The organism is Novosphingobium sp. 11B (genome assembly GCF_054589055.1).
Genome location: NZ_BAAILP010000021.1, coordinates 1 through 14,333 on the forward strand (window position 1 = coordinate 1; position 14,333 = coordinate 14,333).

Sequence of the window (14,333 nt, forward strand, 5' to 3'; positions counted from 1 at the left end):
CCATATCCGGCGAGCAGCCGTCCCATCGGCGTGGTTGCAAGCCGGATGTCGTAGCGTATTGCCGACGGCCGCTGGCGGGTGTCGAATATCAGGTCCGAGGCCACATCGCCGCGCGCCATCGAGAACGTGAGCGGCGATAGCGCGAGGCGCCCCTTGTCGAGCGACAACTTGAGCGCGATGTTTGAAACGGGCACGTTCTTCGAGCGCACGAAAGCGATCTTCCAGTCGACCCCCGCGTCGAAGCGCTGCATCATCGCAACCGGCAGTGCGGCATCGGGAAGGATACGGCGCGCGCCGGCACCTGTGGCGGCGGCAGCGGCCACCGCACCCTTTGAAGCGACGACGTCCGGATTGTAGCCGATGAACGGGGCCGCATCGATGATGTCGAGCCGCCGGGTCACGAGCGACGCGTCCATTCGCAGCCGCGCTGCGTTGGTCACGGTGAAGCTGCCGGACAAGTCCGACTGGCCGAAGGTGCCGTTCATTCCGGTGAAGCGATAAGTCTGTGCCTGCTTCACCATCTGCGCCTTGAGCGCATAGCGGCGCGTCTGCGGGATCGCGACGTCAATGACGGCCAGCAAATCCGACAAGTCGCGGCCCTGCGCCGCCACCTTCAGCGGGACGCCTTCGAATTCCGTCAAGCCGGGCAGGGTGCCCGAAACGTCGATCACGCTGTGAGCGGCCCAGGCGCGCGCTTGGAGTCGGTTTTCCCCGCCAGCAACACTGGCATCCGGGGACAGCAACTGCGCCGAAAGGCGGAACGGCGTGGCGCGGAACATTCCGTCACCCTTCAGCCCAACCGCCTTGCCGATGCGGGTGTCGGTCGCCGCGATCGGATCGATAGTGAGATTCGCGAGCAGGGGCATCTGCGGATCGACATAATGGACCTGCGTGCCGGTGATGTCGGCTTGGTCGATGCGCGGCATCTGGAAGGGCTTGCCTTCGCGGCCTTGCGAAAACGTCCAGGTGTTGCGCTTGTGAGCACAGTCCCATTCGAGATTGGCAACGCCCCGGTCGAGTGCCAGGGAATAGACATGCCGCCGACCGAACAGCAGTGATAGCGGTGCGATCCGCGCTTCAATTCGCTGCGCCGCGAACAGGGCGCGGCCCTTGGCCCATGGCGGGTTTGAGACGGCCAGTCGCTCGGCAAGGAACTTGATGCGCAGCGGTGCGAAATAGAGCTGGAAGTCTCCGCCGACCTTTACTTGACGATCGCTCAGCGAACCGGTGATGCTCTCGAAGGGATGCTTGAGGAACCGCCCCTTGGTGATGAACAGCACCAGCCATACAGCGAAGATCGCGCCGACCAGGATCAGCAGCACGTTGCGAACGATGTGGCTGCTCCGCCGCCGGACGGATGGCGTTGGCGCAGGCGAATCCGAGGCGACTGGCGTTTCCATGGCCTATCATCGTCTGAGAGGGGGATTTGGTTGCGGGTTCACTTTGGTCAGATCTCCGGAAGCCGCTGTTCGGCGAACCCCCAACCATGTAGCCGCTCAGACCGCCGGATCAGCTCCGCAGCATCGCCGATCGAGAACGGTTGCGCAGTCTTCATCCCGTCCAGTTCATCCCAGCTCACCGGCACCGCGACCGGGGCGCCTTCCCGTGACCGTACCGAATATGGCAGCACGGCGGTCGCTCCGCGCTGGTTGCGCAGCCAGTCGATGAAGATGCGGCCCTTGCGCCTGGCCTTGCTCATCGTCGCGACGTAGCGGTCCGGCTCGGCAAGGCTCATGGCTTCGGCGAAGCGGCGGGCGAAGTCCTTGTGGGTGTCCCAGTCGTGCCCGCGCTTGAGCGGCACGACGACATGGACGCCCTTGCCGCCGGACAGCATTGCGAAGGCCACCAGGCCAAGGTCCGCGAGCCGGGCACGGATGTCGCCGGCGGCTCGGATGCATTCCTTGAAATCCAATCCCTCGTCGGGGTCGAGGTCGAAGATCATGCGGTCGGGACGTTCAACGTCGTCGACCCTTGCCGCCCAGCCGTGGAATTCGATCGTGCCCATCTGCACGCAGGAGAGAAGGCCCTCTGCGTCATTGAGATAGAGGTAGTCCTCCGCGCCGCCGTCCTTTTCGCGGATCGGCACGTGATGGACGTGTTCGCCGAACGTGCCGCTGTCGTGCTTCTGGAAGAAGCATTTCTTCGCCCGGCCTTGCGGGCAACGGACGAGACTGATCGGCCGGTTCGTCACGAACGGCAGCATCAGCGGCGCGACGGCGGCGTAGTAATCCGCAAGGTCGCCCTTGGAGTTGCCGCTTTCGGGGAAGATCACGCGCTCGCGGTTGCTGATCTTCACGGCAATCTCCGCCCGTGGCGGGGCCTGCGCTTTCTCCGGCGTGACAGCCCGAGCCTTCTTGTCAATCCTGAGGCCCAAAAAGCTGCCATGACGCACGCGGCCTTCGCCGGTCAGTTCGGCGAAGGCCACTTCCGCCACCAGTTTCGGGGTGACCCAGCTTGCGCCGCGTGCCTCTGCCTTATCGACGCTCAGCGGCGGGGTCTTGCGCGCCAGCTTTTCAAGCCTTGTCGCCATGTCGGCAAGACCCTCCGCGTCGAAGCCGGTGCCCACCTTGCCGCGATAGATAAGGGTCTTGTCCTCGTACTGCCCCAGCAGCAGCGAGGAGAATGGCCGGCCCTTTGCGCTCGACTTCGCCCATCCCACGATGACGAACTCCTGCCGCCGGGTGCACTTGACCTTGACCCAGTCTTTCGTGCGGCGGCCCCGGTAGGGTGCATCGATGCGCTTGGCGATGATCCCTTCCTGCCCGGCGCCGCACATCGCATCGTAGAGCGTCTCGCCAGCGCCGATCACGTGGTCGGCGACGAAGATGGGCGGCACGGCATCAGCCAGCAGCGCCTCCAGCCGTTCCTTGCGCTCGATGTTGGGCATCGCCGCCAGATTCTCGCCATCAAGTTCGAGGAGATCGAAGGCGTGGAATTCCAAGGGCTGGTCTTCGCCCTGGCTACCCTTGCCGCGCTTGAGTACGGCCTGGAGGCTGGAGAAATCGGGATTGCCGTCCGTGCCCCGGGCGATGATCTCCCCATCGATCAGGCAGGGCGGCAGGTCGAGCGCGGCGATATGCGCGGCCAACGGGCCGAACTTATCCGTCCAGTCGAGGCCGCTGCGGGTATGGACCACGACCTTGCCCCCCGCCGCCGCGACGAGCGCGCGGTAGCCGTCGAACTTTATCTCATGCATCCACAGGTTGCCGGTGGGCACGGTGTCGACCAGAGTGGCGAACTGGACGGGACGGAACTTCGGCAGCTTGCCCGCGCCTTTGCGGGAGCGGTTCTTGTGCCGCGCATTGCGAGAGGCGGCCTTCTCCATGACCTGCGCAAAGGCATCGCCCTTCTTGCCCTTCAGCGAGTGGGTGCCGCCCTTGTCGGCTTCGATCTCGGCCATGGTGCGGCCGGTGAGCACACTGGTGAGGCCCTGTTCGACGAGTGCATCACCCGTCTGCGCATGGGCATCCTTCACCTTGCGCAGCAACCAGTTCTCGCGCTTCTCGCCGGGTCTGGGCTTCATGCGCACGAGCAGCCATTCGCCCTTCATCCGCTCGCCATCGAGAGTGAAGTGGAGGTGGCCGTCCTCGATGTCCTTCGCGCTCTTGCCCGCGATCGGCGCCCAGGTGCCCCGGTCCCAGAGCATCACCGTACCGCCGCCGTATTCGCCCTTGGGGATGCCGCCCTCGAATTCGCCGTAGGACAGGGGGTGGTCCTCGGTGCGCACGGCAAGGCGCTTGTCGTCGGGATCGGCGCTCGGTCCCCGGGTCACCGCCCAGGACTTGAGCACACCATCGACTTCGAGTCGGAAATCCCAATGCAGCCGCCGCGCCGCATGCTTCTGCACGATGAAGGCGTTGCCGCCGGTCTTGCTTCGCTTGCCCGCAGGTTCGGCGGTCTTCGCGAAGTCGCGCTTGCGGTTGTATTCGGCGAGAAGGTCGGCGCCGGGGGCGCCGGCCTTGCCGCTACGCCCGCTTGCGGGCACGGCTGCCACCCGAGGGCGATGCCTTCTTCGCCGCAGGCTTGCGCGTTGACGAGGCTGACTTGCCGCCGGCCTTGCCGTCCCCGACCGACTTCTTGAGCGCCGCCATCAGATCGATGACGTTGCCCTTGCCGCTTGCCGGTTCCTCAACATCCTCCAGAATGCGCTTGTTGCTCTTCGACTTGGCCTTCTTGTCGATCAGGCGGTGGAGCGCATCGACATAGCGGTCGTGGAATTCGGCGGGCTTGAACGGTGCGGTCTTCTTGTCGATCAGCGTCGTGGCGAGGTCGAGCAGGTCGGCGTCGGGCTTCGCATCCTCGATGTCGCGGAAGTAGCCTTGCGCCTTGTGGACCTCGTCGGCGTAGCGCAGCACTTCCATCACCAGGCCCCGCCCGCAAGGCTTGATCGACACCAGTTGCTCGCGCCCGCGCACCGCCAGTTGCCCAAGGCCGACCTTGCGCGTCTTGCGCAGCGCCTCGCGCAGGACGGTGTACGCTTCCTCTGCCAGATCGTCGGCTGGGATGACGAAATAGGGCTTCTCGTAATAGAGCACATCGATCTCATCGGCATCGACGAACTGGACGAGTTCGAGCGTCTTGCGGCTCTCGATCTTGACCGCCTCGATCTCCTCCTCGTCGAGCAGGACGTAGCTGCCCTTGGAAACCTCGAAGCCCTTGATAATCTCGTCGCGGTCCACCGGGCCGACGCCGGGCGCGACTTTCTCGTAGCGGATGCGCTTGCCGCTCGGCTCATGGATCTGATGAAAGGAAATCGCCGCGCCCGATCGCGTCGCCGGGTAGACCTCGATCGGGATCGAGACGAGCGCCAGTCGGATCTGGCCTTTCCAGTATGCGCGTGCGGGCATGGGCGGTTCCTTCCTCGGCATCACAAGCCGGATCAGGGCATGGTTGTTCCCGTCGCAGTCTGGCCGGTGGGAGCAGCGAGGCTTTCGGCCAGATCATCGAGCGCCTCCTCGGGTATGCGCCGGGCGATTACGGCCATCGGGTCCTGCGGCTTGTGAGCGTCGATGACCGTGTCTTCGCCTCGCCACTGGCGCAGGCGTTCGGCCAGGTACGCGGCTCGCTGGCCGGTGATGACAGGGGCTGCCTTGCCGGGGGCGTGGCACTGCGCGCAGGCTGGCAGTTGCGCTTCGGGAAGGCCTTTCGCGACTATGGCGTGCCGGTCTGTAACGGGGCCGTGAGACAGGCCGGGCAGGCGCGCGTAATAGGTGACCGCAGCTTTCATTTGCGCCTCGTCGAGCCCGGCCGCGGCTGTCTGCATGACCGCGCTGGCCCGCTTGCCGGATTTGTAGGCCTGCAGCGCGCGCAGCATGTAGGCGGCATCCTGTCCGGCGATGATCGGGATGTCGGGCTGGGCGCGTCCTTTGCCGTCGACGCCGTGGCAGCCCGCGCACTGGGGCAAGGGAGCGCCTGCGATCGGCCGAGTGAGCGCGCGGTATTGCCGCGGTGTCATCGTCGGCAGGCGGCGCACGAAGCCGACCATGCGGCGGATTTCGTCGGCGCGGCTCTTTCCTGCCCATGCGGGCATGCCGGTGAACTTGACGCCGTGGCGGATGATCCAGAACAGTTCGCGATCGGTGTAGTGGCCCGCCGTCTTGGCAAGGTTCGGCGCTGGCGGAGTGGCGGCCTGCATGACCGGGGAGGGCGCTTCCCCCGGCGCGCCGTGGCATACCTGGCAGGACTGGCGGAAATGCCCTGCCGCGCTGACGAGGCCCGTATCGTCACGGATGACCTTGGGCGTTTGCACGGCGCTGTAGGTGCGCGCGGAATTCTGCATCGTCCAGTGCAGGAACCAGTCGGTGATCTTCCAGTGCCCGGTGGAGGCAGCGACGGGCACCAGCCCTGCCGCCGCCGCGCCCAGCCCCAGCGTGAGTGCTGCGCTGAGGGCAAGCACCACACGCCCGGTCGTGATTTTCACCATCATGTCGCGGTGCTCCGGTCTTCTCGCAGCAGGGTCGCAAGCAGGCCCAGCCCGCCGATCAGGTAACTGGCGCCGCCGATCACCAGCATCACCACGCCGCCAAGTTGCTGGTCGCCGAGCGGATCAAGCCCGTGGCCATGGTGCATCCCGTGATAGAGCGGACGCGGCGCAAGGCCAATGAGGACGCCCAGCAGGGTCATGTGCATGGACGTAAGCAGCAGGGCGCCGATCCCGCTTGCTCGGGCCGGGGGGTGGATGGCCGCGCTCCACAGCAAAAAACCGGCCGCAAGAAAGCTCGCCTGCTCGATCACGGCTATAAGGGCGTGACTATCGGCGGCGGCGCGCAAAGCGGGCAGATGCCAGCCCCAGACGGTCAGCAGTTCCAGCAACATCATGACCATCGGTGTGACGATCCGCGGCCAGCGCCTTGCCGGATCGGCAATGGTGCCCCGTGCCGCATAGGCCAGCAGCGGCGCGGCCACGGCCACGGCGATCATGTGTCCCGCCATGTGTCCAGTCATGCCCAGCGGCAGCGGCGACAGCGCCCAGCCGATCGGGACCAGAAGCAATCCGACAACCAGTGCGGCGCGCTTCACCGGCAGTCTCCGATGAACACGACGGGCAGGGCGGTGAACAGCACCGACACGAAGCTGAGGCCCGCCAGCAGCAGCGTCGATTTGGCCAGGAACCGCAGGCGGTCGACCTCGGTGCCCTCGTCATGCGGGGGCGGATCACCGACGGTGCGCTGCTGTTTCCACGCGATCCAGCCAGACAGCGCGATCACCGCCAGCGCCAATACGGTGCCAAGGGCGAACAGGACCGGGAACTTCGCGAAGGCGCCGTCCTTGGCGCAGGATATCGCCGCCCACAGGTAGGCGAAGAGGAAATGGCCCGCCCATACCGCAGGCGGCACGATGAGAGTCCAGAGCGCGACCTTGAGCCGCTCATGCCACTTGCGCCGCTCACTCATCACGCGAGCTCCGGAAACAGGCCGATAGTGAGGTACGTGACCGCCACCGTCAGCGCGAGGAAGTGCATATAGACGGTGACGTTGCGGATATCGGCGTCGTGCGCGGGCGTCATCTTCCCGGCAAGGCTGCGCGCAAGGACGTAGGCCAGCATGATCGCGGCGACGCCGCAATGCGCCGTCGTCCAGATCGCCAGCGTCCAGACGATGGCTGGATAGCTGTGCATCTGCGGGTCCATTCCTGAGAGCCAGGGTCCGGCAAGACCTGCGTAGATACCGGCAAGACTGGCCGCGATGCCCACCAGTACCAGTACGCGGGCGAGCGCGATCTTGCCGCACGCGTGAACTTCGCGTGCGCCCACCGTCGCCAGCCAGCTTGCGAGCCCGACTGCCAGAGCCACCATCGGCCACCAGACGCCCGGTCCGTCCGCCATCGCCATCGGCGGGAAGTCCTCGTGCCGGGTCCAGAAAAAGTAGTAGCCGAAGACGAGGCCCGAGAACGCCGTCGCATCCGCCATCATGGTGATGAACATCGCCCACCACCCCGGCGCCGCGTCGCCCGAGATGTAGAGCGGCAGTTCCAGCCCGTGGCCGATCGGCTTGCGGGGCTTCTCCGGAATCTCCGCCGTGCCGGTCCACAGCCATGTCAGCACCAGCGCCAGCGTCAGCATGCCCGAGGCGAGCGCGGCCCAGTAGAAGTGGTAGGTCGTCAGGATGAACACCCCGCCCAGCGCAACCGCCGTCAGCATCGGCAGCCAGCTCGGCCCGCCGAGACGGATCACTGACACCGGGCGGGCATCGAGCACCGAGGTCACGATCGTCTCGCGCCGGCCTTCCTCGGCGTCGGGCAGAAAGTAGCGGCCTTCGTCCACCTTGCGCACGAAGTCCTCCTGATCCCAGATCGGATAGCGGCTCTCGATCAGTGGGATCGAGCGGATGCCCCAGTTCTCGTCATCGGGATGGGCCAGCCACTCCAGCGTGCCCGCAGCCCATGGATTGCGCGGGGCCTTCTGCCGCCATGGCGAGCGGTACAAGTCCAGCACGATGACCGCCACACCCGCCGCGATCACGAACGAGCCGATGGTGGAGGCAAGATTGAGGCCGCCGAGGCCAAGCTCCTCCGGATAGGTGAAGACGCGGCGCGGCATTCCCTCGAGCCCCGACAGGTGCATCGGGAAGAAGCACATGTTGGCGCCCACGAAGATGAGCCAGAACGCGGTGCGCCCCAGTCGGTCCGACAGCTTCTTGCCCGTCACCAGCGGCCAATAGTAGTAGAGCCCTGCGAACAGCGGCATCAGCGTGCCGCCGATCAGCACGTAATGCAGGTGGGCGACGACGAAGTATGTGTCGTGCGCCTGCCAGTCGAACGGGGCGACGGCCACCATTACCCCGGTCAGCCCGCCGATGACGAAGATCGCCAAGCTCCCCGCCGCGTAGAGCAGCGGCGTCGACCAGACCACACGCCCCGCCCAGAGCGTCACGATGAACACGAAGATCTGCACCGCCGTCGGGATCGCCACGGCCTCCGACGCGGCGGAGAAGAACGCGAGGCTGATCTTGGGCAGCCCGGTCGCGAACATGTGATGGACCCAGAGCCCAAACGAAAGGAACGCGGTGCCCACCGCCGCCAGCACGATCCACGGATAGCCCAGTAGGTGCCGACGCGCGAATGTCGGCACCAGCATCGCGAACAGGGCGATCGAGGGTAGGAAGACGATGTAGACCTCCGGATGGCCGAAGATCCAGAACAGGTGTTGCCATAGCAGCGGATCGCCGCCGCGCGAGGCGTCGAAGAACGGCCAGTCGAGCAGGCGCTCCATCTCGAACAGCACGTCGCCTGCGATCAGCGGCGGGAAGGCGAACAGGATCATCACCGCGACGACGAGGATGTACCAGGCATAGAGCGGCATCAGGTTGAGCCGCATCCCCGGCGGGCGGCATTTCAGGACGCCGACGATCAGTTCGACGGCGGCGGCGACGGAGGACACCTCGATGAAGGACAGCCCCAGCATCCAGATATCTGCGCCGAGGCCGGACAGGTCCGTGCGCGTGGTCAGCGGCGGGTACATGAACCACCCGCCATCGGGCGCAGCATCGAAGAAGATCGAGCCCGATACGAACACCCCGCCGATCAGGAACGACCAGTATCCGAAAGCGGACAGGCGCGGAAAGGGCAGGTCGCGCGCGCCCAGCAATTGCGGCAGCAGGATGATCGACACCGCCTCGAACATCGGCACCGCGAAGAGGAACATCATCACCGAGCCGTGCAGCGTGAACAGCTGGTTGAACGTCCCTGCGTCCACCAGATCGTTGTCCGGCACCGCCAGCTGCATGCGTATGATGAGCGCGAGCACGCCCGCGAACAGCATGAAGGCAAAGGCGGTGAGCACGTACCACACGCCGACTTGGTTGTTGTTGGTGTCCGTCCAGCGCAGGAACAGTCCCTTGGGCGGTTCCCAGACCTTGCGGAGCCGCACTTCCTGCGCCTCGCGCAGCGCGATGTCGTCCTGATCGTGCAGGCTCATCGTCCCGCCTCCTTCAGCCAGCGGGCGATTGCGCGTGCGTCTGCCTCCGGCATCGCGGCGTAGGAGGGCATGCGGGCTCCCGGCTTTGACTTGTGCGGATCGCGGATGAAGGCGGCGGTGTTCTCCACGGTGGGGGCAAGGATGCCAGCGCCCAGCGTGCGGCGTGTCCCGAAGTGGGTGAGGTCGGGGCCGATGCCCGATCCCCCGCTCTGGCCGCCGTTCAGGGAATGGCACGCATTGCAGCCACTGGCCGCGAACAGCGCCGCGCCGCGACCCTGCGTGCGAATGGGCGGCTCGCGACTGGTCGCCAGCCATGCGTCGAAGGCGGCGGGCTCCATCGCGATCACGTCGAACGCCATCAGCGCATGGCTGAGGCCGCAGAACTCCGCGCAGACGCCGCGATAGATGCCCGCCTTGTCGGCCTTGACGACGAGGTAGTTGGTGCGCCCCGGGATCATGTCCATCTTCCCCGCAAGGCCGGGGATCCAGAAGCTGTGGATCACGTCGGTCGCGGTCAGTTCGAACACGATAGTGCGGCCCACTGGAATGCGCACTTCGTTGGCGGAGATCAGGGGCGGCTGGCCCTGATGTTTGTAGCGCACCCGCCACCAGAACTGCTCGCCCTCGACATGCACGCGCAGGTTCTGCGCGGCGTCGGGGAGCGGACGCATCGCGGGCAGGGCCCAGACCAACAGTGCCGTCAGCACCACCGTCGGCACGATCGCGCCGAGCCAGAGCACCATGCGCATTCCGCCCGCGTGGTCCAGTCGCCCCTCCGGCGCGCGCACCGCGAGGACGAACACGGCTACCACGCCCAGCGCGATGATCACCGCGCCGATCACCAGCACCATGGTCATCGTCAGCGTTGAGCGTGCCTCCAGCCCGAACGGTGCGAGCGCGGACTGGTGGTTGTTGCACCCGGCCAGCAAAGCCGCGCAGACGATGATCGATTTGCGCAAGATGCCCCTTGTCCCGTGCTGTCCCCTGTGTGCGCCTGACAACGCGCGAGCGGGGCAAGAGTTCGGAGAGGCGGGCGTTACAAAGGGTTGCTGGCCCCCATCACAGCAGCTTGTCGAGCGTGATCGGCAGGTCGCGGACCCGCTTTCCCGTCGCATTGTAGATAGCGTTGGCGACCGCTGCGGCCGTGCCGGTGATGCCGATCTCGCCGATGCCGCGCGCGCCCATCGGCGTGTGCGGGTCTGGAATGCCGGTCCAGATCACGTCAATCTCGGGCACGTCCATGTGGACAGGGATATGGTACTCGGACAGGCTCGGGTTCATGACCCGGCCATTGCGTTCGTCGATCTGGGTTTCTTCCATCAGCGCCAGGCCAAGGCCCATGATGATGCCGCCGCGAAACTGGCTGGTCGCGGTCTTGGGATTGAGGATGCGCCCGCAGTCGAAGGAACCGAGGAAGCGGCTGACGCGCGGTTCGCCCGTGATCGCATTGACGCGTACCTCGCAGAACATCGCCGCATGGCTGTGCATCGACCAGTGCATGAGCTCGAGCGGCGGTGGCCCTTCGCCCGTCACTTCTATGCTGTCCTGACCCGCACGGGCGAGGATCGAGGCGTATGTCTCGTGCCGCTCGGGCTCGTCACGCTTGCAAAGACCGGCATCTCGGCATGCCACGTCGTCAGGCTTGAGGCCTGCCAAGGGGGAATCATTGCCGACAATCTCCAGCAGTTCCGTGATAAGCAGGCGGTGCGCCGCGATAACGGCTGCGCCGATGGCGGCGGTTTGCTGCGATCCTCCTGCCAGCACGGTGCCCGGAAGCGTGGAATCGCCGTACTCGAAATCCATCGCCTCGATCGGCAGCCCCAGCCGTTCGGCGGTGACCTGCACTTGCGCGGTGGCGGTGCCCATGCCCATTTCGTGCGCGGCGATCCCCACGCTGGCGCCTTTCGGCGTCATGGTCAGCCGTGCAGCGCCGCCGGGCATGCGGTAGTAGGGATAAGTGCCCTTGGCGCAGCCCATGCCGATGAGCCATTCGCCTTCGCGTCGGCTGGCTGGAACCGCACTACGCTTATCCCACCCGAACGCCTGTGCGCCCGCGCGCCAGGCATCGACGATGCGGCGCGAGGAAAAAGGCAGGCCGTTTAGCGGATCGACCTCGGGTTCGTTGCGGATGCGCAGTTCGATAGGATCGATGCCCAGCGCCTCGGCCAGTTCATCCATGGCTGATTCCAGCGCAAATGTTCCCACTGATTCGCCCGGCGCTCGCATGAAAGTATTGGCCAGGAGGTCCAGTTCGACCGTGTGCACATCGAGTTCAATTGTCTCGGCATCATAGGCGCTGCGGGCAGCGAGGATGAACGGCTCCGGCATGACGTTCGAGGGCGTCTTGGCGGTAAGGCCCTTATGGATCAGCGCTTTCAGCTTTCCGTCCGCATCCGCGCCAAGGCTGACCTGCTGTTCCGTCAACGACCGACCGCCGACCAGTCGGTAAACGCCTTCGCGCGACAGGACGAGGCGTACCGGGCGTCCGCAAAGCTGCGCGGCGGCGGCGGCAAGAACATGATGCTGCCACATGCATTTGCCGCCAAAACCCCCACCGACGTAAGGCGAGGTAACAACGATCTTGTCCTCGGGAATGCCGAACATCTGTCCGAGCGACCAAGCCGTATGGCTGACAAGCTGGGAGGCGTCGTGGATGCGCAGGACATCATCCTGCCAGGCCACCGTCACCGCGTGCAGCTCGATCGCATTGTGATTGTGGCGCGGAGTGCGATAGGTCGCATCGACGCGCACGGCTGCTGCATCCAGCGCGGCTTTCGCCTTGCCCTTCTCGTCATGCAGCGGCTGGCCCATGAACATCGCGGGCCGGGCGTCAGGGCGGGCTTCGTCGAATGCTGTTACGGCAGCCACGGCTTCATAGATCACTTCGATCAGAGAGGCGGCGTGATCGGCCTGCTCCTGCGTATCCGCCAGCACCACGGCTACGGGCTGACCGTTCCAGTGGACCTGATCGTCCTGCATCACTGGAAGGCTGTCCCCGCCCGCCGCCTTGGGGTTTGACATGAACGCAGGCGGCGGCGAGAGGCGGGGCGCATTGCGGTAGGTCATCACCTCGACCACGCCGTCGGCGGCCAGCGCGCGAGCGGTATCGAGGCTGGCGATGCGGCCCTTGGCGATGGTGCTGAAAGCAATGGCGGCAAAGACCATGCCCTCCATCGGAAACTCTGCCGCGAACCGGGCCGTGCCCGAGACCTTGAGCGGGCCGTCAATCCTCGATACCGCGCGCCCCAGATGCCCATGCTGGTGGCCGATCAGCGGATCGGGCACACCGCCCGGCACCCAGTTGTCCGGCGCCAAGGCGACGGCCTTCGCCATCAGGCCCTGCGCCATGCCCTGTACGAGGCCCTTGGCGTCCTTGGCGATGTTCATGCCGGGTCTCCCGTCAGTTCCTCAAGCACGGCGACGAGGGTGCGGCGGGCGAGTTCTATCTTGAAGCCGTTATGCCGCAGCGCGCGGGCCTGGCTCAATTCGGCATCGGCCGCTGTTGCGAAGGCGACCTGGCCGACAGGCCCGCCCCGCAGGACGTCCTCGGCGCGCCGTGCGCGCCAGGGGCGATGCGCAACGCCGCCGAGGGCCAAGCGAACATCGCGGATATGCCCGTCCTCGACGGTGATCGCGCCTGCGACCGAAACCAGCGCGAAGGCGTAGCTCGAACGATCTCGCACCTTGCGGTACGTCGAACGGCGGAGGGCAGGTGGCAGTTCGATCGCGGTGATCAATTCACCCTGATCCAGCACGGTCTCGATATCGGGTCGATCGCCTGGCAGTCGGTGCAGGTCGGCCAGCGGGATTTGCCGTTCGCCTTTGGATGTGCGCGTGTGGACGACGGCATCAAGTGACGCCAGCGCAACCGCCATGTCCGAAGGGTGTACGGCGATACAGGCGTCTGAAGCTCCAAGGATCGCATGGTTGCGATTGAAGCCCTCGAGCGCGTCGCAGCCCTGTCCGACGTGGCGCTTGTTGCAGCGCGATCCGCTCTCGTCGTAGAAATAGGCGCAGCGCGTGCGCTGGAGCAGATTGCCGCCCGCCGTCGCCATGTTGCGAATCTGGGCGCTGGCACCGGCAAGGATGGCGCGGGAAAGAATGGGGTAGCGCTGCCTGACGAGCGGATGCGCCGCAATCGCGGTGTTGCGTGTCCCCGCTCCGATCATCAGGCCGGCGTTCGCAGTTTCCTCGATACCGACGGCAAGGCCGGATACGTCCACCAGAGCTTCGGGACGCTCGATCGTCTCGCGCATCAGATCAACGAGATTGGTGCCGCCTCCCAGATAACGCGCTCCGGTCCCGGCCTGGAGCACGGCGTCGCTGGCATCGGCAGCGCGTGCGTAACGCAGAGGTGTCATTGCGCTGCCTCCGTTTCGGGCATTGGTGACGGCGCAAACGTTGCCGCGATGGCATCGATGATTCCGTTATGCGCGCCGCAGCGGCACAGGTTGCCGCTCATTCGCTCGCGGACTTCCTCGGCGCTGAACGGCATTGTCGGGGCGGCGAGGTCATCCGTAACGTGGCTGGGGACACCGCGCTGCAGTTCGTCCGCCATGCCGATCGCCGAGCAGATTTGGCCTGGGGTGCAGTAGCCGCACTGGAAGCCATCGTGTTCGATGAAGGCCTGTTGCAGTGGATGCAGATCGGTGGCGGAACCGATACCTTCGATCGTCACGATGGAGCGCCCGTCGTATTGTACCGCCAGCGCAAGGCACGACAGGATGCGCTCCCCGTCCGCCAGAACCGTGCAGGCGCCGCAGGCGCCCTGATCGCAGCCCTTCTTCGTCCCGTGCAGGTGAAGGCGATCGCGCAGAAAATCCAGCAGGGACACGCGGGGGTCGAATGGGAGCTCGGCGGGCGCTCCATTAACGAGAATGCTCATCGCAGAAACCTCCTGATGCCGGATTTGGCTGAT

At 65.8% G+C, this 14,333-nt stretch carries 11 protein-coding genes; all 11 read right to left on the reverse strand.

What is annotated here, in order from left to right; translation table 11 throughout:
* The coding region (locus tag ACYPYD_RS01775; protein ID WP_459661848.1) for an AsmA family protein at positions 1-1,322 on the reverse strand (1,322 nt) is incomplete at its 3' end.
* Positions 1,323-1,447: 125 nt separating this feature from the next.
* A complete protein-coding gene (ligD, locus tag ACYPYD_RS01780; protein ID WP_459661849.1) occupies positions 1,448-3,994 on the reverse strand; it encodes a DNA ligase D in 2,547 nt (848 codons plus the stop codon).
* The gene (gene ku / locus ACYPYD_RS01785) at positions 3,966-4,847 is read right to left on the reverse strand and encodes a non-homologous end joining protein Ku (RefSeq protein WP_008830544.1); all 882 of its coding nucleotides are present in this window, start codon (positions 4,845-4,847) and stop codon (positions 3,966-3,968) included. The genes ligD and ku overlap by 29 nt, the downstream gene beginning before the upstream one ends.
* Before the next feature lie 32 nt (positions 4,848-4,879).
* Entirely contained in the window at positions 4,880-5,926 is a 1,047-nt protein-coding gene (locus ACYPYD_RS01790) for a c-type cytochrome (protein WP_459661850.1), read from the reverse strand.
* A complete protein-coding gene (locus ACYPYD_RS01795; protein ID WP_036530617.1) occupies positions 5,923-6,519 on the reverse strand; it encodes a cytochrome c oxidase assembly protein in 597 nt (198 codons plus the stop codon). The genes ACYPYD_RS01790 and ACYPYD_RS01795 overlap by 4 nt, the downstream gene beginning before the upstream one ends.
* On the reverse strand, positions 6,516-6,893 hold the full coding sequence (locus ACYPYD_RS01800) for a hypothetical protein (protein ID WP_459661851.1): 378 nt from the start codon (positions 6,891-6,893) through the stop codon (positions 6,516-6,518). The genes ACYPYD_RS01795 and ACYPYD_RS01800 overlap by 4 nt, the downstream gene beginning before the upstream one ends.
* Positions 6,893-9,415 (reverse strand): cytochrome c oxidase subunit I, encoded by a 2,523-nt coding sequence (ctaD, locus tag ACYPYD_RS01805; RefSeq protein ID WP_459661852.1) that lies wholly within the window; start codon positions 9,413-9,415, stop codon positions 6,893-6,895. The genes ACYPYD_RS01800 and ctaD overlap by 1 nt, the downstream gene beginning before the upstream one ends.
* On the reverse strand, positions 9,412-10,374 hold the full coding sequence (gene coxB / locus ACYPYD_RS01810; RefSeq protein WP_051587221.1) for a cytochrome c oxidase subunit II: 963 nt from the start codon (positions 10,372-10,374) through the stop codon (positions 9,412-9,414). Before coxB ends, ctaD begins: the two co-directional genes overlap by 4 nt.
* Positions 10,375-10,474: 100 nt before the next feature.
* Positions 10,475-12,802 carry a xanthine dehydrogenase family protein molybdopterin-binding subunit gene (locus ACYPYD_RS01815; protein WP_459661853.1) on the reverse strand — a complete coding sequence of 776 codons (2,328 nt, stop codon included), beginning with the start codon at positions 12,800-12,802 and terminating at the stop codon, positions 10,475-10,477.
* A complete protein-coding gene (locus tag ACYPYD_RS01820; protein ID WP_008833381.1) occupies positions 12,799-13,776 on the reverse strand; it encodes an FAD binding domain-containing protein in 978 nt (325 codons plus the stop codon). Before ACYPYD_RS01820 ends, ACYPYD_RS01815 begins: the two co-directional genes overlap by 4 nt.
* A complete protein-coding gene (locus ACYPYD_RS01825) occupies positions 13,773-14,300 on the reverse strand; it encodes a 2Fe-2S iron-sulfur cluster-binding protein (RefSeq protein WP_051587222.1) in 528 nt (175 codons plus the stop codon). Before ACYPYD_RS01825 ends, ACYPYD_RS01820 begins: the two co-directional genes overlap by 4 nt.
* Positions 14,301-14,333: the final 33 nt, after the last annotated feature.